The sequence below is a fragment of the Campylobacter sp. CFSAN093249 genome (assembly GCF_011067895.1).
Taxonomy (GTDB): Bacteria; Campylobacterota; Campylobacteria; order Campylobacterales; family Campylobacteraceae; genus Campylobacter_D; species Campylobacter_D jejuni.
The window spans coordinates 133,918-153,551 of the sequence record NZ_JAAMWM010000004.1; the positions used below are offsets into that span (position 1 = coordinate 133,918).

Annotated in this window: 22 protein-coding genes; 7 read left to right on the forward strand and 15 right to left on the reverse strand. The window is 29.7% G+C overall.

The window, feature by feature from the left end:
• The first annotated feature begins 29 nt into the window (after window positions 1-29).
• Window positions 30-1,373: a sodium-dependent transporter gene (locus FBF10_RS02970; protein WP_002852070.1), complete on the forward strand. Its 1,344-nt coding sequence runs from the start codon at window positions 30-32 to the stop codon at window positions 1,371-1,373.
• On the opposite strand, the gene FBF10_RS02975 is transcribed toward FBF10_RS02970, so the two are convergent.
• The 5 genes from FBF10_RS02975 to peb4 form a co-directional block, all read right to left on the reverse strand.
• Window positions 1,365-2,240, reverse strand: coding sequence for a 1-aminocyclopropane-1-carboxylate deaminase/D-cysteine desulfhydrase (locus FBF10_RS02975; protein ID WP_004308307.1), 876 nt, complete (start codon window positions 2,238-2,240; stop codon window positions 1,365-1,367). The genes FBF10_RS02970 and FBF10_RS02975 overlap by 9 nt on opposite strands.
• The gene (locus FBF10_RS02980) at window positions 2,227-3,180 is read right to left on the reverse strand and encodes an OmpA family protein (RefSeq protein ID WP_002852313.1); all 954 of its coding nucleotides are present in this window, start codon (window positions 3,178-3,180) and stop codon (window positions 2,227-2,229) included. The genes FBF10_RS02975 and FBF10_RS02980 overlap by 14 nt, the downstream gene beginning before the upstream one ends.
• Window positions 3,177-4,619, reverse strand: coding sequence for a MotA/TolQ/ExbB proton channel family protein (locus tag FBF10_RS02985; RefSeq protein ID WP_002852205.1), 1,443 nt, complete (start codon window positions 4,617-4,619; stop codon window positions 3,177-3,179). Before FBF10_RS02985 ends, FBF10_RS02980 begins: the two co-directional genes overlap by 4 nt.
• Before the next feature lie 94 nt (window positions 4,620-4,713).
• Entirely contained in the window at window positions 4,714-5,778 is a 1,065-nt protein-coding gene (gene fbaA, locus FBF10_RS02990; RefSeq protein WP_002852272.1) for a class II fructose-bisphosphate aldolase, read from the reverse strand.
• Window positions 5,778-6,599, reverse strand: a complete 822-nt coding sequence (peb4, locus tag FBF10_RS02995; protein WP_020246902.1) for a peptidylprolyl isomerase PEB4 — start codon at window positions 6,597-6,599, stop codon at window positions 5,778-5,780. The genes fbaA and peb4 overlap by 1 nt, the downstream gene beginning before the upstream one ends.
• 80 nt (window positions 6,600-6,679) lie before the next feature.
• On the opposite strand from peb4, the gene nth reads away from it, so the two are divergent.
• The 5 genes from nth to FBF10_RS03020 are packed head-to-tail and all read left to right on the forward strand — an operon-like array spanning window position 6,680 to window position 9,306.
• Complete coding sequence (gene nth / locus FBF10_RS03000) at window positions 6,680-7,306, forward strand: endonuclease III (RefSeq protein ID WP_002852225.1); 627 nt, start codon at window positions 6,680-6,682, stop codon at window positions 7,304-7,306.
• Window positions 7,303-7,953 carry a DNA/RNA non-specific endonuclease gene (locus tag FBF10_RS03005; RefSeq protein WP_002852117.1) on the forward strand — a complete coding sequence of 217 codons (651 nt, stop codon included), beginning with the start codon at window positions 7,303-7,305 and terminating at the stop codon, window positions 7,951-7,953. Before nth ends, FBF10_RS03005 begins: the two co-directional genes overlap by 4 nt.
• Window positions 7,954-7,963: 10 nt before the next feature.
• Window positions 7,964-8,596 carry a trimeric intracellular cation channel family protein gene (locus FBF10_RS03010; RefSeq protein ID WP_002852232.1) on the forward strand — a complete coding sequence of 211 codons (633 nt, stop codon included), beginning with the start codon at window positions 7,964-7,966 and terminating at the stop codon, window positions 8,594-8,596.
• A 57-nt stretch (window positions 8,597-8,653) separates the two neighbouring features.
• On the forward strand, window positions 8,654-9,088 hold the full coding sequence (locus FBF10_RS03015) for an EexN family lipoprotein (RefSeq protein WP_002875883.1): 435 nt from the start codon (window positions 8,654-8,656) through the stop codon (window positions 9,086-9,088).
• The gene (locus tag FBF10_RS03020; protein WP_002859102.1) at window positions 9,085-9,306 is read left to right on the forward strand and encodes an EexN family lipoprotein; all 222 of its coding nucleotides are present in this window, start codon (window positions 9,085-9,087) and stop codon (window positions 9,304-9,306) included. Before FBF10_RS03015 ends, FBF10_RS03020 begins: the two co-directional genes overlap by 4 nt.
• Here the strand turns inward: FBF10_RS03020 and cmoA are convergent.
• Genes cmoA through FBF10_RS03070 form a run of 10 tightly spaced genes read right to left on the reverse strand, consistent with a single transcriptional unit; the run spans window position 9,296 to window position 18,460 of the window.
• Entirely contained in the window at window positions 9,296-10,006 is a 711-nt protein-coding gene (gene cmoA / locus FBF10_RS03025) for a carboxy-S-adenosyl-L-methionine synthase CmoA (RefSeq protein ID WP_002859101.1), read from the reverse strand. The genes FBF10_RS03020 and cmoA overlap by 11 nt on opposite strands.
• Window positions 9,993-10,847, reverse strand: a complete 855-nt coding sequence (locus FBF10_RS03030) for a bifunctional riboflavin kinase/FAD synthetase (protein ID WP_011049742.1) — start codon at window positions 10,845-10,847, stop codon at window positions 9,993-9,995. Before FBF10_RS03030 ends, cmoA begins: the two co-directional genes overlap by 14 nt.
• Window positions 10,813-11,574, reverse strand: coding sequence for a TlyA family RNA methyltransferase (locus tag FBF10_RS03035; protein ID WP_002854799.1), 762 nt, complete (start codon window positions 11,572-11,574; stop codon window positions 10,813-10,815). The genes FBF10_RS03030 and FBF10_RS03035 overlap by 35 nt, the downstream gene beginning before the upstream one ends.
• Window positions 11,571-12,575, reverse strand: coding sequence for a membrane protein (locus FBF10_RS03040; protein ID WP_011049741.1), 1,005 nt, complete (start codon window positions 12,573-12,575; stop codon window positions 11,571-11,573). The genes FBF10_RS03035 and FBF10_RS03040 overlap by 4 nt, the downstream gene beginning before the upstream one ends.
• A complete protein-coding gene (ligA, locus tag FBF10_RS03045; RefSeq protein ID WP_002867701.1) occupies window positions 12,556-14,499 on the reverse strand; it encodes an NAD-dependent DNA ligase LigA in 1,944 nt (647 codons plus the stop codon). Before ligA ends, FBF10_RS03040 begins: the two co-directional genes overlap by 20 nt.
• On the reverse strand, window positions 14,500-15,642 hold the full coding sequence (gene folP / locus FBF10_RS03050) for a dihydropteroate synthase (protein ID WP_002867700.1): 1,143 nt from the start codon (window positions 15,640-15,642) through the stop codon (window positions 14,500-14,502). It lies immediately after the preceding gene.
• A 1-nt stretch (window position 15,643) separates the two neighbouring features.
• Entirely contained in the window at window positions 15,644-16,243 is a 600-nt protein-coding gene (locus FBF10_RS03055; RefSeq protein WP_057033289.1) for a DNA polymerase III subunit delta', read from the reverse strand.
• A 5-nt stretch (window positions 16,244-16,248) separates the two neighbouring features.
• On the reverse strand, window positions 16,249-16,785 hold the full coding sequence (locus tag FBF10_RS03060) for a HobA family DNA replication regulator (protein WP_002861289.1): 537 nt from the start codon (window positions 16,783-16,785) through the stop codon (window positions 16,249-16,251).
• On the reverse strand, window positions 16,786-17,988 hold the full coding sequence (locus FBF10_RS03065; RefSeq protein WP_002867698.1) for an aspartate kinase: 1,203 nt from the start codon (window positions 17,986-17,988) through the stop codon (window positions 16,786-16,788).
• 1 nt (window position 17,989) lies between these two features.
• On the reverse strand, window positions 17,990-18,460 hold the full coding sequence (locus FBF10_RS03070; RefSeq protein ID WP_002854797.1) for an RNA pyrophosphohydrolase: 471 nt from the start codon (window positions 18,458-18,460) through the stop codon (window positions 17,990-17,992).
• Between the two features lie 100 nt (window positions 18,461-18,560).
• Between FBF10_RS03070 and hemW the strand changes: the two genes are divergently transcribed.
• A complete protein-coding gene (gene hemW, locus FBF10_RS03075; protein ID WP_002887657.1) occupies window positions 18,561-19,628 on the forward strand; it encodes a radical SAM family heme chaperone HemW in 1,068 nt (355 codons plus the stop codon).
• Window positions 19,629-19,634: the final 6 nt, after the last annotated feature.

Here is a 19,634-nt window from a genome sequence, read left to right on the forward strand (position 1 = left end):
TAAAATAATTCTTTTTTGAAAGGATAATCATGCAAAGACAAACATGGAGCAGCACACTAACTTATATTCTAACAGTTGCTGGAGCAACCATAGGATTTGGAGCAACTTGGCGTTTTCCCTATCTTGTAGGAGAAAATGGTGGCGGTGCTTATGTATTAGTTTTTTGTATAGCTATGATTATCATAGGCATTCCTGTTATTTTAGTTGAAAATGTCATAGGCAGAAAAGCGATGACAAATAGTGTAGATGCTTTCAAACAAAAATGGCAAAGTATTGGATATATGGGACTTTTAGGAAGCTTTGGTATAATGGCTTACTACATGGTACTTGGAGGATGGGTTTTAGTTTATATTTGGGAATTAACCCTAGGGAATTTTAGCCTTGCCAATGTAGTAAGCAAAGAATTTACTCATCAGTTTTTTAACGACAAAATAGCCTTCAATCCTTTAGGAGTTGGTATTTTTACCACTGTTTTTGTAATTATTAATTATATTATTTTAAAAAGAGGCATTATAGATGGTATAGAAAAATCCGTAAAATTTTTAATGCCTTTATTATTTATCTGTCTTATTATTGTTGTAGGACGCAATTTAACCCTTGATGGAGCTATGGCTGGAGTTAAATTTTATCTTGAACCTGATTTTAGTAAAATTTTATCACCAAAACTTTTAATCGATGTTTTAGGACAAGTCTTTTTTGCTTTATCCCTAGGTTTTGGGGTAATGATAACACTTTCATCTCATCTTAATAAAAATGAAAATATGGCAAAAACCGCTATTTATACAGGGGTTTTAAATACTATCATAGCTGTTTTGGCTGGTTTTATGATTTTTCCAGCACTTTTCTCAGCGGGACTTGCTCCAGATAGCGGGCCTTCTTTGGTTTTTGAAACTTTACCTATAGCATTTTCTCATATCCATTTTGGCACTATTGTGTGTATTTTATTTTTTGTCTTACTCTTGATTGCAGCTTTAACCACAAGCTTGCCAATTTATCAAGTTATTATTAGCGTATTAGAAGAAAAATTTAAATATTCTAAAAATCTTTCTATTAACCTAACTCTAGGGTTTATCTTCATACTTGGCAATCTTCCTTGTATTCTAACTTACGGGCCTTGGCGTGATATTGTTATCATCAAAGGAAAAAACATTTTTGATAGTTTTGATTTCATTAGTGGAAATATTTTGTTTGTTTTAACTGCATTTTTTTGCTGTATTTATGTAGGTTGGATTTTAGGCAAACAAGAAAGTCTAAAAGAACTTAGCAATAACAATACACTTAAAAGTTCATGGTTTGGAATTTGGTTTTATTATGTAAAATATATAGTACCTTTGATTATTTTAATCATTTTTATCTATGGAATTTTAAACTGATTTTTTAAATTTATATCTCTCTAACATAGTGGAATTTCCTAAAATTCCACCTTGATGTATATAAAGCAATGGTTTTTTCCACTCTTGTTTTAATGCTATACTTAATCCTAAAATATCATACAACAAGTCAAATTCTATATTGCACTTTAACTTTAAATCCATATAAAGCTCATAAAATTCTTTATACGGCTTAGCAAAGTGATATTTTTTATCACTTGTTAAAAATTCTAAATTTGAAAAATCATAGCTTGGATCTAATGTTAAAATTTGTTTTTTAAGATATTTAATATCACCTACACAAGCGCAAGTAAATACTTTAAATTTAGAATACTTTGCCAAAAAAGCTGCCGAAGTGCCTGTACCCGAAGGTAAAAAAATATCAAAATCAAGCTTTAAACTTTGACTTTGCATTTGAATTTCTTGAGCAAGTTCCATATAGCCATATTGAGCTTCTAAATTAGCTATGCCTTGTTCTATAAAAACATCATCTTTTTTACACAAAGACAAAGCAAATTGCTTTAAGGATAAAGAATGGATATTTTCTACAAAATCAACACCATTTTCTAAAGCTAAAGCATAGTTTCCACAAGGATTATTCTTAAGAAAAGTAGAAATTTTTTCACAAGCAAAAACAAGCTTATATGATCTTTGTTTAGCAAAAATACTTAATGCCGCCAAAGCATTACTTTGGCTTCCTCCATAACTTATAAAAGATTGATTTTTAGGATATCTTTGATGGATATAAAAAGCAAGTTTCCTAGCTTTATTTCCATTAATTTCTCCTAATAAATCATCTCTTTTAATATAAAATTCAAATCCGTTAAAATTGATTTTTTGTATAGGACTAATTGTTTTAATGAAATTCAAAGAATTTTTCTACATCTTTTAAAGCATTATCATTTTTAATGCTAAATTTTATTTCTATGCGACGACTCTTATCCTTATCTTCAACTCCGTTGACAAACACAGGATCTGAAAAAGAACGTCCACTTGCCATTAAAAGCTTCTGAAGCTTATCACTCTTATAAAAAGTATAGATAAAATTCATCACCTCATAAGCTCTTTTTTGCGACAAATCTAAATTATAAATATAAGATCCATCACTATCAGTATGTCCTTCAATAATGATATTTTCAATGTTAGAAAAAATTTTTGGATCTTCAAGAATAGCATCAAAATATTCGCTTAAGATTTTTCTCAAACTTGCCTTTGCCTCATTTTTTAACACATAAGAATCTTTATCAAAAAGTACTTCAGCAGGCAAAGAAATAGATCCTGTCTTTTCATCTATAGTGATATTATTATCAAGTTTGCTTTGTAATTCCTTGCTTAAATTTTCACGAATCAAACCAAGATTTTGCACCTTTTCTTTAGCTTTTTGAAAATCTTCTTGTAAATTTTTAAGCTCTTCATCTTTTTTCTCTAGTTGACCTAGTAAAATCAAAATTTGCTTATCTTTATTATCTAAAGTTGAGTTTAAATCTTTGCTTAACTGCTTGTAATTTGTAATATTAGCCTCTAATTCTGCTTTTTGAGAATTAGCAAGATTTAAAGCACTAGAAGCATTGTTTAAATCAGAACTTAGTTTAAACACTATGGCTTCTTTATTTCTAAGCTCTTCTTTACTCTCCTCTAAGCGTGCCTCTTGTTTATTGAGATTATCTTTGATTTCTTTTAAATCACTTTGAGTTAAAACATATTTTACAACAATAGCACCTATTAGCAAAATAAAAACAAACAGCAATCCTGCCATTAAATCAGCATAAGCTATCCAAAAATTGCTATCTTCTTTTGACTCATTTTTCATTTATTTTCTTTATCTTCATTTTTTAGCTCATCATTGCTTTCTTGCTTAGATATTTCTGCTTGAATTTCATCTTGATTTTCTTCAGTCTTAGACTCTGAAAAATCTTCTATTTGTTTGGTTTCATTTTCTTTATTCTGATTTTCATCCCCAGAAAGCTTGCTCATCATTTGACTTGTTTCTTCATCAAGTGCTTTCATTTCTTTTTTAAGCTCATCCATCATTTTGATTTTAGCATCAATACTTTTTTCTTCTTCATATACTTCTTTAAATTTATGCATACCTTCAAACAAGCTTGCTTTAAATCCCTCAAAAACCTTTTCTTGACTTTCCAACATTGCTTTTTCATAAAGTTCAAAATTTTTACCAAAACGCTCTATTTTTTCATCGAATGCACTTAGCGTCTTATCAAGATGATGAATTTTATCACTACTGATATCAAGCAAGCGATTATATTGTTCTGACATTCTTGTATTGATTTCTTTTAAATTTTGATTGAGCAAACCTATACCATTTAACATTTCACTATAAAGCTTTCCAAGATCGCGTTGATCTCTTTGTGCTTTACTAAGCTCACCCATGGTTTGTTTGATATGTTCACTACTTAATCTAATAGCCTTTTCTTCTACATTTAGCATATCTTGGAAAATACCAAATTTTCTATCAATAGCATGATCAAGCTCTGCAAAAAAATCATCATTACTAACTTGTTTAAAAATTGCTCCAATTTTTTCAAAATGTTGCAAACTTTCAGTTAAATATCTTTGATCAAGCTCTTCTTTTGTCCAAAAAAATCCACTTGTAGCGTTTTTTTGACGATTTAGCAAACGATCTATTTTGCTTTTACCATATTTTTCAAAAAACATCCACCATAATGCAAGAAAAATTCCATAAATTGAAACATAAAAAGCAGTTCCCACTCCACTTAACAAATCTGCAATTTCTTGTTCTAAAGCGGCTGTATCACTAGAACTAAAATTTGGCATTGAAAAAGCTATACTGATAAAAGTTCCTAAAATTCCCATCATTGGAAAAATTGCCGAACCTATACTAGCAAAATTCTCATTTCTTGCACCCTTAATATATGTATAAGCAAAGTCATCAAAATTGGCATTTGATTTCGTGTCTTTCCCTATGGCAAGAAAATGCCTCATAATATGTCTTTTTAAAGCCTGTTTAAATTCATCTTTTTGTTGTTCAAAAATACTATACGCATACTCAGCACTATGTCTAGCAAAAATCAATGCTGTAAAAAAAATCACACCTGTCATAATAACCGTATGTAATTCGACCTTAAAGTCAATTACATTAAAATAACCCAATAAAATCAAAATATAAAGAAAAGCTGGAATAAAAATAATTTTAAAATAAACCAAAGAACCTCTTGCATCTTTGCCTTCAGGCAAAACAAGTTCTGAAATTTCATCTGATTTAATATCCATGAAACCAATACCTCATTAAAAATTTTATTTTAAAGATTGCTACTTAATTTGATAAAAATTTTTAAAACAAAATAAAACTAAGCTTTTAAAATGCTTAGTTTTTGTTTATACAGTTTAAATCTTCAAAAGCGATTTCAAGACGTTTTATCATGCTTTCTTCACCGCTTCTTAACCAAACACGCGGATCATAGTATTTTTTATTTGGCTTGTCATCACCTTCTGGATTTCCAATTTGTCCTTGCAAATAAGCCCTATTTTTAAGTTCATATTCACGCACCCCATCCCAAAAAGCCCATTGAGTATCTGTGTCAATATTCATCTTAATTACGCCATAGCTTACTGCATTTTTAATATCTTTTAGCTCACTACCGCTACCGCCATGAAATACAAAATTTATAGGCTTATCGCTATTTAAAGCAAATTTATCTTTTACAAATTTTTGCGAATTTTTTAAAATTTCAGGTTGTAAGCTAACATTTCCTGGCTTGTAAACTCCATGTACATTTCCAAAGCTTGCTGCGATTGAAAATTTATCACTAATTTTTCCAAGTCTTTCATATGCAAGAGCTACATCTTCTGGTTGGGTATAAAGCTTGGAATTATCAATACCTGTATTATCCACTCCATCTTCTTCGCCACCTGTACAACCTAATTCTATTTCAAGCGCGACACCTAAAGCATCAAGTTTTTGAAGATAAACTTCACAAGTGCTAAGATTTTCTTCTAAACTTTCTTCGCTAAGATCAAGCATATGAGAACTAAATAAAGCTTGTCCATGGGTTTTTTTATATTGTGCATTTGCCTCAATAAGCCCATCAATCCAAGGCAAAAGTTTTCTTGCAGCATGATCAGTGTGTAAAATCACAGGTACACCATAAGCTTTAGCAAGTAAATGTACATGTTTAGCCCCACTAATTGCACCTAAAACTTCTCCATTAGGACAATTTTTCCCTGCATAAAATTTTGCCCCACCATTTGAAAACTGGATAATAACTGGAGAGTTAACTTTTTTTGCAGCTTCTAAAACTGCATTAATAGAATCAGTTCCTACAACATTAACAGCAGGGATAGCAAAACCCTCTGCTTTAGCATAGTCATAAATTTTATTAAGCTCATCTCCGCTAATCACCCCTGCTTTTACAATGTCTAAAACACCCATTATTTATATTCCACTTTAGCACTATTTAAGAGATCTTGGCCTTTTTGATTGATAACTTTTTTAAATTCTTCAAATTTAAGTCCGTTTTCAATACCTTGTTTTACTTCATCAAATTTGATTTGACCTTTAGCTTGCGAATTTTCTTTTAAGATTACATGATAACCAAAATTCGTTTTTACCGGAGTTGTAGTAATAGTACCATTTTTAAGCGCGAAAGCAGCATCTGTAAAAGGCTTTACCATAGTTGATTGATCAAACCAACCAAGCTCACCACCTTGGTTTTTTGAACCTGGATCAATTGATTTCTCTTTAGCAAGCTCGCTAAATTTAGCATCTAGTTCTTTACCTTTTAAATCTTTAAGTTCGTTAATAATATCCTTAGCTTCTTTTTCTGTCGCTACTAAGATATGTTTTGCTTGCACTCTTGCAGGTTTTACATATTTGTCTTTATTTTGATCATAAAAAGCTTTAACTTTAGCCGCATCAATTTTAATAGTATTTAAAATTTTCTCTTGATAAACATTAACAAGTATTGCATCTTTTGCACGATCAAGTTCTTTTGTGTATAAAGGGTCTTTTTCTAAATTTTGTTTTTTAGCATCTTGCAAAATTAAATCTTGCATAATATATTGCTGAATAAGAGCTTTTTTTTGATTATCTGGCAAAGTTTTAAAATCCTGTCCTCTAAGCATAGGGGCAAAAAATTCACTTACTTCTGTATCGCTAATGCTCTTGCCATTAACAGTAGCTACTGTAGCTGCATTTACATTTAAAACTACACCTGCAATCAAAGTTGCTGCGACTAAAGAAAATTTTTTCATTAGGTTTCCTTTTTAATAAAATGTATATAAAATCAATTATATCTAAACTTGGTTTAAAGCTAATTAACTAAAATTAAAAAATGAAAAGAAATTTAGAAATCAAAGAACTTTTTTTAAAACATTTTGACAAGCCTGTAACAGAGCTTAAATTTTCAAATTTATATGAGCTTTTAGTCTGCGTAATGCTTTCAGCCCAATGCACTGATAAAAGAGTTAATCTCATCACTCCTGATCTTTTTAAAGCTTATCCTGATATTAAATCCCTTGCAAATGCAAATTTATCAAGTCTTAAAACCTATATACAAACTTGTTCATTTTTTAATAATAAAGCACAAAATCTTATAAAAATGGCAAAAGCAGTTTGTGAAAATTTTGACGGAGAAATTCCCCTTGATGAACAAAATTTAAAATCCTTAGCAGGCGTAGGACAAAAAACCGCTCATGTAGTTTTAATAGAATGGTGCGGAGCAAATTTCATGGCTGTAGATACTCATGTTTTTAGAGTTTCTCACCGCTTAGGACTTAGCAAAGCAAAAACTCCAGAAGCTACAGAAGAAGATTTAACACGCACATTTAAAGATAATCTTAACTATCTTCATCAAGCCATGGTTCTTTTTGGACGTTACACCTGTAAAGCTAAAAAACCTTTATGTAAAGAATGCTTTTTAAATCATCTTTGCAAAAGTAAAGATAAGGAACTTAAATGAAAATTTTCATCTTTTTACTCACTATATCTCTTAATATTTTTGCCTTAGAACCTTACAAGCCTAGTGCTGATTTTTCTTCTTATTTTAACAATATAAATTGCTCGCAAATCTTAGATAAGTTTTTTTATCTAAATTGCTATGATTATAAACTCAAAGGCACAAAAGCTGTTGCTTATAAGGTAGAAGCTTCAAATTTGAAAGATAGACAAATCAAAAAACGCCCTCGCTTTGAAGATGATACAAATATTCCTAAAAAATACCGCACTACTTGGAGTAATTATAAAAACAGTGGTTACACACGAGGACACACTGCACCCAATGCTTCTTTTAGCTTTAGTAAAGCTGCTCAAAATTCAGTATTTTTAATGAGTAATATTACCCCACAAAATGCACAAATAAATAATAAAATTTGGAATGAAATCGAACAAAGAGAAAGAAATTTAGCTTTAGAATTTCAAAGTATCGAAGTTTTAAATTTAGTACTTTACGATAAAGAACCACAATACATTAAAAACCGTATTGCTATACCAAGTTTTTATGTGAAAATTATTAAAACTCCGAAATTTAAAGAATGCTATCAAGCACCAAACCACGAAGTAAATGATGAAAATATTAAACAGTATCAAATAAATTGTGATAAATTTTAAGGTATAAATTATGGAGATAAATGCTCTTACGATAACCACTCTTTATATCATAGGTATTTCCGCAGAAGGAATGACAGGAGCTTTAGCTGCAGGACGCCACAAAATGGATCTTTTTGGAGTTATTTTTATTGCTCTCGTAACAGCAATTGGAGGCGGAAGCATACGAGATGTGCTTTTAGGACATTATCCTTTAACTTGGGTTAAACATCCTGAATATATTATTTTAATCTGTTTTTGCGCCCTTGTAGCCACAAAAATTCCGCGCGTAGTAACCAAACTTGAAACTTTATTTCTAACTCTTGATGCTATAGGACTTGTTGTTTTTAGCATACTTGGAGCTCAAATAGCTATAGATCAAAACCATGGCTTTATCATAGCCGTTGCTGCCGCTGTAATTACCGGTGTTTTTGGTGGAATTTTAAGAGATATTTTATGTATGAGAATCCCCTTGGTGTTTCAAAAAGAAATTTATGCAGGAATTGCCATAATTGCAGGAGCAATCTATTATTCTCTAATAATTTGGCTTGAGCTTAATGCCCTAGTTTGCACACTTTTAACTCTTTTTATAGGAGTTTTTGCAAGGCTTTTAGCTATCAAATATCAATGGTCTTTACCTATTTTTTCTTACAATGAAGAAAAATAATTTATCGTTGCTTTATACAAGTTTGCTAAGATATTAAAAATTTTAGGAGATTGATAAATGCGAAGACTAAGTATTTTACTTGCAATTTTAATAGTTATTAATATAACAGCTTGTGATAGTAAAACAGAAAATTACTACAAAAATCTTCCTAGCAAAGCAAAAGAAAAAGCGAAAGAATGCAAAGAAAGCGGAACTCTTAGCGAAGATTGTATTAATGCATTAAAAGTTGGTGTTAAACCAACAAATGAAGAGGGTAAATACAGTCCAAACACACCGAAAAAATCTGATAATCAAATATTAGAAGCTTTAAAACAAAATGATTTAAAAAAAGAAAAAACCACAAAAGATATTAACCAAAGTTCAGAAAATAATGAAAGTATTATAATACCACCTATAGCAGAAACACCTTCTGAAATTTATCCTTCCAAAACAACAGAAAACAATCAAAGTTCTATCTTTAGCGATGATGTTAATATGACACAGGAAAAATGACCATGAAAATAACTCTTTTTTTAAGCCTTATTGGTATATTTTTTGCAGCATGCGAACAAACCAAAAGTGTAGAATATTATCAAAATCACCCCGAGGAAGCAAAAAAAAGAAGTTTAGAATGCAGACACAAAGCTATCATTAGTCAAGATTGTGTTAATGCATATAAGATAGGTTTTCCAAAAGATGAATGGGAAGATGAAAATATTTCTAATCCTTAAAAGCTATGAAAGTTTCAAAATTTGCCCATTTAAAAATACTTTCTATTTTCTTAAAACCTGCCTTTTCTAGCATATTTAAATTTTCTTTTTGACTATAAGGAATTAAAACATTTTCCAAAGCTTCTCTTTTAGCTGCGATTTCAAACTTAGAATAGCCTTGTTTTTCTTTATAATCAGCATAAAGTTCTATGATATTTTTAGACAAAAAAGCATCTTCATAAAGGATTTTTTCACTCATAATCAAAATGCCTTTAGAGTTTAAATTTTTATAAATTTGATCAAGCAATTCTTGTCTTTTAGGAGGACGAATAAACTGCATGGTATAATTTGCTACAAAAACATCGCAAGTAAAAAAATCAAATTCGCATAAATTAGCTTCAAAAAAACTTATATCAAGCCCATAAGCTTTAGCTTTTGATTTTGCAACTTCAAGCATGGAAGCAGAATTATCCACGCCAAAAAGTTTAAAATCCTTTCTTAGATTTGCCAAAAAAATCAAAAAATTAGCACTTGAGCAGCCCAAATCGCAAACACTTGCATTTGTAGGTAAAATTTTAGCCAATAAATTGCCACAAAGTTCTAAATTTTCTCTATAAAATGGTACAGAACGATTGATCATATCATCAAAAACACTAGCCACGCTTTTATCAAATTCAAATTGTTTTTTAGGGCTTTGTTTAAAAAGTTCATCTTTCATCATTTTTCCTTAATAATTCTCTAGCCTGTTCTATATCTTTAGTAATTTGATTTTTAAGTTTTTTTAGATCTTGAAATTTTTGATTCTCTCTTAGAAAAGATATAAACTCGAGTTCAAAAAACTCTCCTTGCGTGAAATTTTCACCCAATTCTTCTAAAATATGACTTTCTATAGCAAAATTTTCATCGCTTGATCTTACACCTAAAAAACTCACACTTTTATAAGTTTTTCTTTGACTTTTTAACAAAGTAGCGTAAACACCATTTTGAGGCAAAAAATAACCTTCGCAATCTAAATTTATAGTTGCAAAAAGTTCTTTAGAACCTAAGCCTTGTCCTTTAATTACCTTTCCTTTGATGCTATAATTTCTCCCTAAAAATTCTTTTACTTTTTGCAAATTTGCTCTTGATAAAAAATCCTTAATTAAACTTGCATGAACACCTATTCCACCTATGCTAAATTCATCAACTATTATAGTTTTTATCCCACTTAAAAACTCAATATCTTTAGCACTATAAGCCCTATTTTTCCCAAAAGAAAAATCATAACCCACGACTATAAATTTTAAACTGGTAAATTCTTTTTTCAAAAAGCTTAAAAAATCTTTACCATCTAAAGATTTTATACTTTCAAAATCCACTTCTATAACTTTTTTTCCTGAAATTTCTTCTTTTTGACGATTTGAGCAAAGAAATTGACCTTTAAATTTATTAATAACTAGCAAAGCCCCATTCTCATCTAAATATTTTACAAGTTTTAGATGTCCTAAATGCATACCATCAAAACAACCTATGGCTAAAGAAGTAATATTAATTTTTGATATAGTAGTAAAAATATTCAACATTACCTTCCTTTCCTTTAATGCTTGATTTTTGCGTATTTTTTAAAAGCCAACCTAACTTAGCACATTCTTTTTCAAAATCCATTCTTGCTTTTAAGATTGCCTTGTCATCTTTTAAAACACCTTTTTTATCTCTTTTGATATTTTTTCCCACTTCAAACTGAGGTTTAAAAAGTAAAATAATTTCCTTTAAAGCTAAATTATCGACATAATAAAGTAAATTAATAAGAGAAATAAAACTCACATCACAAGTAACAAGTTCAAATTTTTCTTCACTTTTAAAGGCTCTAAGATCTGTATTTTCATGCAAGATAATTTTTTCATTTGCTCTTAAACTTGGATGGAGTTGATTACTACCCACATCAAGAGCAGTGATTTTTAAAGCCTGATTTTCAAGTAAAATTTGAACAAAACCGCCCGTACTAGATCCTATATCAAGACAATTTTTATGTTTTATTTCAATATCATTTTCTTCTAAAAATTTTTTTAATTTCAAAGCTGCTCTTGAAACATAAATTTCACTTAAAAGATCCAATTTTAACTCATTGGCTAAAAGTATATCTTCAGGATTTAAATCTTGCGTTTTTTTTAAATTTTCTAAAAAATTTTTCACATCAAAAGAAGCTTTAAAACTCTTACCATTAAGTAAAATCTCTTCATTTTCTATAAGCTCTAAGGCTTTATTTCTACTGATATTTAAACGCTTTGAAACAAAAAAATCAAATCTCATTTTAAACTCTCATTTATTCTTTTTTCTAAGTCTTCTTTTTCTTTAGAAAACCACCAAATACCTATTTCAAAAGCATTTTTTTTAAAAATTTCTCTAAGATCTTTAAGATCTTTTTCAAAAAGATCTTTTTCTTTTTGAATTAAACTTAAGTTATTATCTTTTAAAAAATTAAAATTATTCATCCATAAAAGTATTTGCTCTTGTTCGGATTTTAAGGCATTATTTCTTTGCTCTTTTAAAAAATAATTTCCTAAAACCATGATAAAACATAAAAATAAAACAATTATTTTTATCTTTATTTTCAAAACAAAATTAAAAACAAAAGCCAAAAGAGAACAAAACATAAAAAAATTAAAAAAATCAAAAATAAAATTTAAAGCCCTAAACCCCAAATATCCAAAATAAGAAAAAATAAAAAATTTTAAATTTGAAACAAAATGTAAAAATTCAGATAAAAAATCAAAATAAACAAAAGAAGCACTCTTATAGGCAATGATTTTCCTAGAAAAAAGTTCTAAATTTAAAAGTTCATTGTAAGTAAAAAAAAGCCCATAAAATGCATAAAATAAAGCAGTAAAAAAACTAGCGATAACAACTATTCTAAAATCATTATAAGCATTATCTATAAATTGCAAATGCAATTCTTTTTTTAAAAATATCATCAATAAAGGTAAAATTATAAATATAAAAACAAAATCAATTTTTTCAAGATTTAAAAAATTTAAAAATAAAGAAACAAGTCCAAAAATCGCCAAAAAAAAGCTAAAAATATAAAGATAAAAATCCCCCATACTAATACGATAAAACAAACTTCCCTTAATCAAAGTAGCTTCTTTTATAATATTTTTTCTAAGCTTTAAAAATAAAAAGAATTCCCAAAAAAGTGTTAAAAAAATAGGAATTAAAAAAAATAAAGAAAAAGCACTCCTTTGCCAAGTTAGCAAAAAGCCAAAAAGGCTTAAAAGCGTTAAAATATAAGAACTATTCTTTAACAAGCTCATTAAAAGCACTTTCATCTATACATTTTACTTCAAGCTCTTTAGCCTTACTAAGCTTAGAACCTGCCTCTTCTCCAAAAAGCACATAGTCAGTCTTTTTAGAAACCGAGCCGCTTACCTTACCCCCAAGCTTTTCTATCAAAGCCTTAAACTCATCTCTTGGGCGTGAAAGAGTGCCTGTAATCACAAAAGTTTTACCAAAAATCACACCATCGCTTTTGATTTCAAGTTTTTCTATTTTCAAATTTAAAAGCTTGTAAAACTCATCAATTCTTGTATGATTAACACGCGTAAATTCGCAAAGACTTAAAGCCATTTGCTCTCCAAAACCTTCTAAATTAGCATAAGCTTCAAAGCTTTGCTTGTACCACTCTTTACCAAAACTTAAACTTAATTTTTTAGCCGCAACCTCGCCAATATGCTCTATTCCTAAAGCTGTGATAAAACGAAAAAGCTCACATTCTCTTGCTTGTTCTATGGCATTTAAAAGATTGTTAATTTTCTTTTCTTTAAAGCCTTCCAAACCTTCAAAATCATTAAATTTTAAATGAAAAATACTCTCAAGCGTAGTGATTTTTTTGTGCTTGTATAAAAGTTCTACTATATTTTCTCCCAGTCCGTCGATATTAAGACATTTTTTAGAAACAAAATGAATGATAGAATTTACAAGTCTATCTTCACAATCTATATTTTGACATTTTATTAAAGTTCCTTCATCCAAAAGCTCACTTTGGCAAGTAGGACAAAGCTTAGGGCGTGAAATTTCCATCTCTAAACCTTCTCTACGCTCTTTAAAAACCTTAGTGATTTTAGGGATAACATCGCCACTTCTTATCACGCTTACAAAATCATTGATTTTAACATCAAGTCTTGCAATTTCATCAAAATTATGAAGGGTGGCTGATTTTACTACAACCCCATCTAAATTTACAGGTTCTAAAACTGCCACAGGAGTGATCGCTCCACTTCTTCCTACTTGTAAATTTACCCCTATTAAACGCGTGGTTTTTTCAAGCGCAGGAAATTTAAAAGCTGCCATAAATTTTGGAAATTTTACCGTATAGCCTAATTCTTCACAAAGTGCAAGATCATCAACTCTTACCACCATTCCATCCATCATCATAGGTTTTTTTTCTCTTAGAACTAAAAGCTCATCATAAGCTTTTAAAACTTCGTCTAAATTAGCGCAAAGTCTTACAAAATCATCCTTTAAAAAACCAAGCTCTCTGATAAATTGCATCACCTCGCTGTGTTTGGTGAAATTTAAGGTATTTTCCCCTACTCCCCAAGGATAAAATTTCAAATTTCTTTCTTTAGTGATGCTTGTATCAAGCTGCCTTAAACTCCCACTTGCAGCATTGCGTGGATTGGCAAATAAACTTTGATTTAAAAGGGCTCTTTTTTCGTTGATTTTCTCAAAATCATCTTTTAAAATCACCACTTCTCCACGAATTTCTATCCTTTCTTTATAGGCTATATTTTTAGGTATATTTTCTATCTCAAAAACATTAAGCGTTATATCCTCACCCACTTCGCCATCGCCCCTAGTGGCGCCGCTTACTAATTTACCATTTTCATAAAGCAAATTTAAACTCGCTCCATCAAATTTAGGCTCTATAAAAAAGTTTTTTTCACATTTTGCGCGTTTTGCCCAAGCTCTAAGCTCACTCTCATCAAACACATCTTCCATCGACCACATACGCTTTAAATGAGCTATTTTTTTAAACTCGCTTTGTATAGTAGGAGCTATTTTTTGCGTTGGAGAGTCTTTTGAAATTTCATCTTTATTTTGTTCTTCAAAAACTCTTAATTCTCTGATTAAAGCATCGTATTCTTCATCGCTAGCCAAGGGTTCATCTTTTTCATAATATGCCCTCATCCACAAATTAGCTAAAGCAACTTTTTCTAAATACTCTTCTTTTTTCATCTAAACTCCTATATTATCCATTGCCTGCGCTAAAGCAAAAAGTTGTTTATGCTCATATAAATCATGCACTCTTATAATACTAGCACCATTTTCAAAAGCCTTTAAATGCAAATATAAAGTTCCCGCTAAACGATCTTTAATCTCGCTTTGAAAATACGCATTAATCACACTTTTACGACTCGCACCTATAAGTAAAGGTTTATTAAATTGCAAAAAATGTTCTAAGTGTTTGATTAAAATCATATTATGCCCCGCACTCTTTCCAAAACCAATACCTACATCTAAAATACTTTCTTTTACTCCAAAACTTTCTAAAAGCTCAAGTTTTTCTTTAAAAAACAAAGTCATCTCATCAAGCAAATCTTCATAAAAAGGATTATCTTGCATGTTATTTGGATTGTTTTGCATGTGCATTAAGCAATATTTTGCCCCATATTTACTTGCAAGTTTGGCTAGATTAAGATTTCTTAAACTTGTAATATCATTAATGAGTTTAAAACCCTTATTTAAAGCATATTCTAGACAATATTCATCAAAACTATCTAAACTAAAAATTGCTTGTTCGTAATAATTTTTCTCATAAATTAAGTCAAGTACTTTTTTCAGTCTTTTAAATTCCTCTTCCTTGCCACAATACTCACTCCCAGGTCTTGAACTTACCGCACCTATATCGATATATTCAGGCTTTAAAGCAAGAAAGTCATTAAGCCTTTTTTCAAAGTCTTCTTCACTCACACGACTTTTTGCATTAAAACTGTCTTCATTGACATTAATCACTGCCATAAGCTCGGCTTTTTTCTGTTTTAAAAAATCTTTTTGCAAAAAAAGAGCCAAATTTTTAAGTCCAAAATCTTGAAGTTTTTCTTTGACAACAAGCTTTTGAATTTGCTCTTTACTTGCCATTAAAAGCGCATTTGAATGAGTGATTTTTGCAGTAATTACTTCTTTATGAGTAATAAGTTCAGCTCCTACTCTTAAAGCATCTTGTTTTAAAATATTTGCCGCAGGAGTGGAAATATCTTTGATAAAAATAAAATGAATTTTTGTTTTTTCACTCATAATTTTTTGTCCCATTTTATGGGGATTTATGAAAGAACAAAGCAAATTAAAATCGGTATTTGGATTGATTTTAAAAAATTTCATTTTATTTCTTTGTATAGTAATTTAACAAAAGAGTAGCTAAAAGCACCCCGCTTTTAGAATTTAATTTTGCAAGCTCATAGCCTTCATAAAAAAACTCTAATTCTTCAGCATTAAAATCTTTATATTTCACACATTCTTTAGCAAGTAATGCGATTTGATCCATAAGTTCATTTTTATCCAAATTTTCATTTTTTTGCAAAAAATCAAAAAGCATTCTTAAATCCATTCTTTTAAGATCTAAATCAAGTTTTTTAACTTCCTTTTCAACTTTTCTTTTTTCGCAAATAAGACGCGATTTTATGGTAGGTAAAAGTAAATTTTTAGAAGGTACCACAATAAGAAATTTAGTATTTTTTGGAGGCTCTTCAAGAAGTTTAAGTAAAAAATTTTGTGCTTCTATCCTATAAGAATCCGCCATTAAAACAATAATTTTTTCTTCAGTTTCTGCAATATAGCTTTCTTTTTCAACCGCTCTTGCATCATCAAGTAAAAATTCATTTTGTGGCATAAAAAATCTTAATTTTTTAATACCAAAATTATTAATCATTTCTTCTTTAATACCTAAAAAATCTTCGCTGATAATAATCTTACTAATAAACAAAATATTTATCCTAATTGCACCTTGGAAAATAATATTGCATCCAAACTTACATCAAAAAGTTGATATAAACTAATAAGCTTGATATCCAAGTCTTTATCTTTAGAATTTAAATAAAAACTATCTTGTAACTGCTCATCAAAAAGCCACAATAAACTATCATCTCTTGATTTAGCGATTAAAGATTTATTATCAGAAGCACTTCCTATATAAAAATACACATAACCATTAGGAAAAGAAATGTCAAGCAAGTCATTAAGTAAAGCTATATCTTCTGAACTTTGTACTTTCTTCTTGCATAAAGAATTTAACGACACAAAAGGAAGCATAGGACGAGCGGCTTTTGAATTTATATTTTTTAAAAAATACTCTTCATACCAAGATCTTTGTTCATCGCACATTAAGACAAAAGTGCGTCCCTCTAAAAGATATTTAAGTCTTGCAGCCATCAAAGGAGCCCATTCTAAACGACGCGACTCCAACCATGCCATAAAAGCTCCGCCATTGCGAATATTTTCAAGAGTAAAACTTAAAAAATCACTCATTTATTTATCAAGTCCGTAGCACTCATGTAGTGCTCTAACTGCAAGTTCTCCGTATTTTTCATGAACTATCATTGAAATTTTAATTTCACTAGTAGAAATCATACCGATATTAATCCCCTCATCAGCTAAAGCTTTAAAAGCTTTACTTGCCACTCCTGAATGTGATTTCATGCCTACGCCGACTATAGAAACTTTTACTACAGCACTATCACTTTCTATAGTTGTTTTTGAGCTTAAAATTTTTTGCATAGCATTTTTGGCTAATTCAAGTTCATTTTGAGGAACCGTAAAACCCAAATTTGTAGCGCCATCAACTCCAACATTTTGTATAATCATATCTACATTAATATTTTCATTTGCCAAAACAGAAAAAATTTCAGCTGCGATTCCAGGCTTATCTTCTACATTTCTTAAAGTCACTCTTGCTTGATTTTTATCCAAAGCAATACCACTTACTAAAGCTTGTTCCATTCCATCTTCCTTTGTTATCATTGTTCCTTCGTTATTGTTAAAACTACTTCTAGTTACTAAGTTAACATTTAATTTTTTTGCAAGCTCTACAGAGCGATTTTGCAAAACTTTTGCACCCAAACTTGCAAGTTCAAGCATTTCTTCATAAGAAATTTTATCCAATTTCTTTGCCTTTGGTTCAATTCTTGGATCTGTTGTATAAACCCCATCAACATCGGTATAAATTTCACACAAATCCGCATTTAAGGCACCTGCTACCGCCACAGCACTTAAGTCGCTTCCACCACGCCCTAAGGTAGTTACATTACCTTCCTCATCTACACCTTGAAAACCTGCTATAACGACTATTTTACCATTTTGAAGTTCTGATTTTATCGCTTTTGTATCAATATGATGAATTCTTGCCTTTGTAAAAACACTATCTGTAATAATTCCCGCTTTTCTCCCAGAAAATGATATAGCAGGATAACCCTTTTCATTTAAAGCAATAGAAAGTAAAGCACAGCTTACACGCTCTCCACTGCTTAAAAGCATATCCATATCTTTACCATTAGGAGTTTTACTAAAATATTCAGCTTGCTCGATAAGAGTATTTGTCACCCCACTCATTGCAGATACTACAACAACAAGTTGATCACCCTGTTGCACACTTTGGATAACCCTATTGGCTACTGCTTCGATACGCTCAAGTGTTCCAACGCTTGTTCCACCATATTTTTGAACTATAAGCATTTTAGATATAACCTTTCTCTTCAAAATATTTGATCACTTTAACATAAATATTTTTTTTGAAATGATTAATCATTTCAAAAATTTGTTTAACACTCACAAATTGATAATCATCAAATTCAGGATGCTTGGTATTGATATTGATTGTAGCACCGTGCTTTAAACGCACTAAAAAATATTTTTGAATCTGCCCATCATAAGGATACATTTTTTTAACAATTTTACTCGGAAAATCATAACTCAACCATTCTGGATACTCAGCAATGATTTCAACCTCATCAGTGCCTATTTCTTCTTTTAATTCTCTAAATAAAGCGTTTTTGACACTTTCACCTTTATCAATGCCTCCTTGTGGAAATTGCCAAATATTATCCATATCACTTCTTTTAGCTATAAAAATCTTACACTCAAAAGGATAAGAACTTGATAAAACAATAGCTGCAACATTTGGTCTATAATTTTTCTCGTTTTCCACAATATTTTTCCTTAAATCTCAAGAATATAATTTTAACCTAAATCAAATCAAATTTTTATTAAAATACATTAAAAATTTAATAAAATATTCTAGGGTTTTTATGCATTTTTATATCCATATTCCATTTTGTGAAAGCAAATGTAATTATTGCGCTTTTACAAGTTTGAAAAAAAATGATTATGAAAAAGCTTATTTTCAGGCTTTAAAAGAAGATATTGTTTTTCAATTAAAACAATTTAACATTCAATCAAATCAAATTAAAACCTTATTCATAGGTGGAGGAACACCAAGTTGTGTCGATGCGTATAATTATGAAGATATTTTTAAAATTTTATATCCCTTACTAGATAAAAATGTAGAAATTTCATGCGAAGCTAATCCCAACTCAGCAACATTAAATTGGCTTAAAAATATGAAAAATCTAGGAGTTAATCGCATTTCTTTTGGAGCTCAAAGTTTTCATCCTAAAAAACTTCACTTTCTTGGAAGAATTCACAATCAAGAAATGATTATCAAAACATTAGAAAACGCAAATAAAGTAGGTTTTAAAAATATCAATTTAGATCTTATTTATGATACGAAATTAGACAATAAAAAAATGCTTGAATTTGAACTCTTACACTTAAAACAAATCAAGGATTTAATCACACACCTTAGTGCTTATAATTTAACCATAGAATCAAACACAGCCTTTGCTAAAAAAGAACATTTCAAAAAAAATGCTCCTAATTTAATGAAATTTTTCATCAAACAACTTCTAGAGCTTGACTTTTTTCAATATGAAATCAGTAATTTTTCAAAAACCAAAGCCCAAATTTGCAAACATAATCTTGCTTATTGGCAAGGAAAAAACTACCTAGCTTGTGGATTAAGTGCAGTAGGATTTTATGAAAATAAGCGTTTTTATACAGCAAAAAATTTAAAAAATTACATAGAAAATCCTACTTTTAGATCTATAGAGCAACTAAGTTCCAAAGACTTGAATTTAGAGCACCTATTTTTAGGACTTAGAAGTATAGTAGGGATTGATGAAACAAAACTCAATCAATGGCAAAAAGACAAAATAAATATATTATTAAAAGAAAAAAAACTTTTTTACAAAAATAAAAGATATTTTAATCCTAATTTTCTCATTAGCGATGAACTTACTTTATATCTCTCATCTTAAATTTAA

Excerpts from the sequence above, each read along its gene's own strand:
- FBF10_RS02970 (WP_002852070.1), top strand. The coding sequence starts at position 30 with ATGCAAAGACAAACATGGAGCAGCACACTAACTTATATTCTAACAGTT.
- FBF10_RS02980 (WP_002852313.1), bottom strand. The coding sequence starts at position 3,180 with ATGAAAAATGAGTCAAAAGAAGATAGCAATTTTTGGATAGCTTATGCT.
- FBF10_RS02985 (WP_002852205.1), bottom strand. The coding sequence starts at position 4,619 with ATGGATATTAAATCAGATGAAATTTCAGAACTTGTTTTGCCTGAAGGC.
- fbaA (WP_002852272.1), bottom strand. The coding sequence starts at position 5,778 with ATGGGTGTTTTAGACATTGTAAAAGCAGGGGTGATTAGCGGAGATGAG.
- peb4 (WP_020246902.1), bottom strand. The coding sequence starts at position 6,599 with ATGAAAAAATTTTCTTTAGTCGCAGCAACTTTGATTGCAGGTGTAGTT.
- nth (WP_002852225.1), top strand. The coding sequence starts at position 6,680 with ATGAAAAGAAATTTAGAAATCAAAGAACTTTTTTTAAAACATTTTGAC.
- FBF10_RS03005 (WP_002852117.1), top strand. The coding sequence starts at position 7,303 with ATGAAAATTTTCATCTTTTTACTCACTATATCTCTTAATATTTTTGCC.
- FBF10_RS03010 (WP_002852232.1), top strand. The coding sequence starts at position 7,964 with ATGGAGATAAATGCTCTTACGATAACCACTCTTTATATCATAGGTATT.
- FBF10_RS03015 (WP_002875883.1), top strand. The coding sequence starts at position 8,654 with ATGCGAAGACTAAGTATTTTACTTGCAATTTTAATAGTTATTAATATA.
- FBF10_RS03020 (WP_002859102.1), top strand. The coding sequence starts at position 9,085 with ATGACCATGAAAATAACTCTTTTTTTAAGCCTTATTGGTATATTTTTT.
- cmoA (WP_002859101.1), bottom strand. The coding sequence starts at position 10,006 with ATGATGAAAGATGAACTTTTTAAACAAAGCCCTAAAAAACAATTTGAA.
- FBF10_RS03030 (WP_011049742.1), bottom strand. The coding sequence starts at position 10,847 with ATGTTGAATATTTTTACTACTATATCAAAAATTAATATTACTTCTTTA.
- FBF10_RS03035 (WP_002854799.1), bottom strand. The coding sequence starts at position 11,574 with ATGAGATTTGATTTTTTTGTTTCAAAGCGTTTAAATATCAGTAGAAAT.
- FBF10_RS03040 (WP_011049741.1), bottom strand. The coding sequence starts at position 12,575 with ATGAGCTTGTTAAAGAATAGTTCTTATATTTTAACGCTTTTAAGCCTT.
- ligA (WP_002867701.1), bottom strand. The coding sequence starts at position 14,499 with ATGAAAAAAGAAGAGTATTTAGAAAAAGTTGCTTTAGCTAATTTGTGG.
- folP (WP_002867700.1), bottom strand. The coding sequence starts at position 15,642 with ATGAAATTTTTTAAAATCAATCCAAATACCGATTTTAATTTGCTTTGT.
- FBF10_RS03060 (WP_002861289.1), bottom strand. The coding sequence starts at position 16,785 with ATGAGTGATTTTTTAAGTTTTACTCTTGAAAATATTCGCAATGGCGGA.
- FBF10_RS03065 (WP_002867698.1), bottom strand. The coding sequence starts at position 17,988 with ATGCTTATAGTTCAAAAATATGGTGGAACAAGCGTTGGAACACTTGAG.
- hemW (WP_002887657.1), top strand. The coding sequence starts at position 18,561 with ATGCATTTTTATATCCATATTCCATTTTGTGAAAGCAAATGTAATTAT.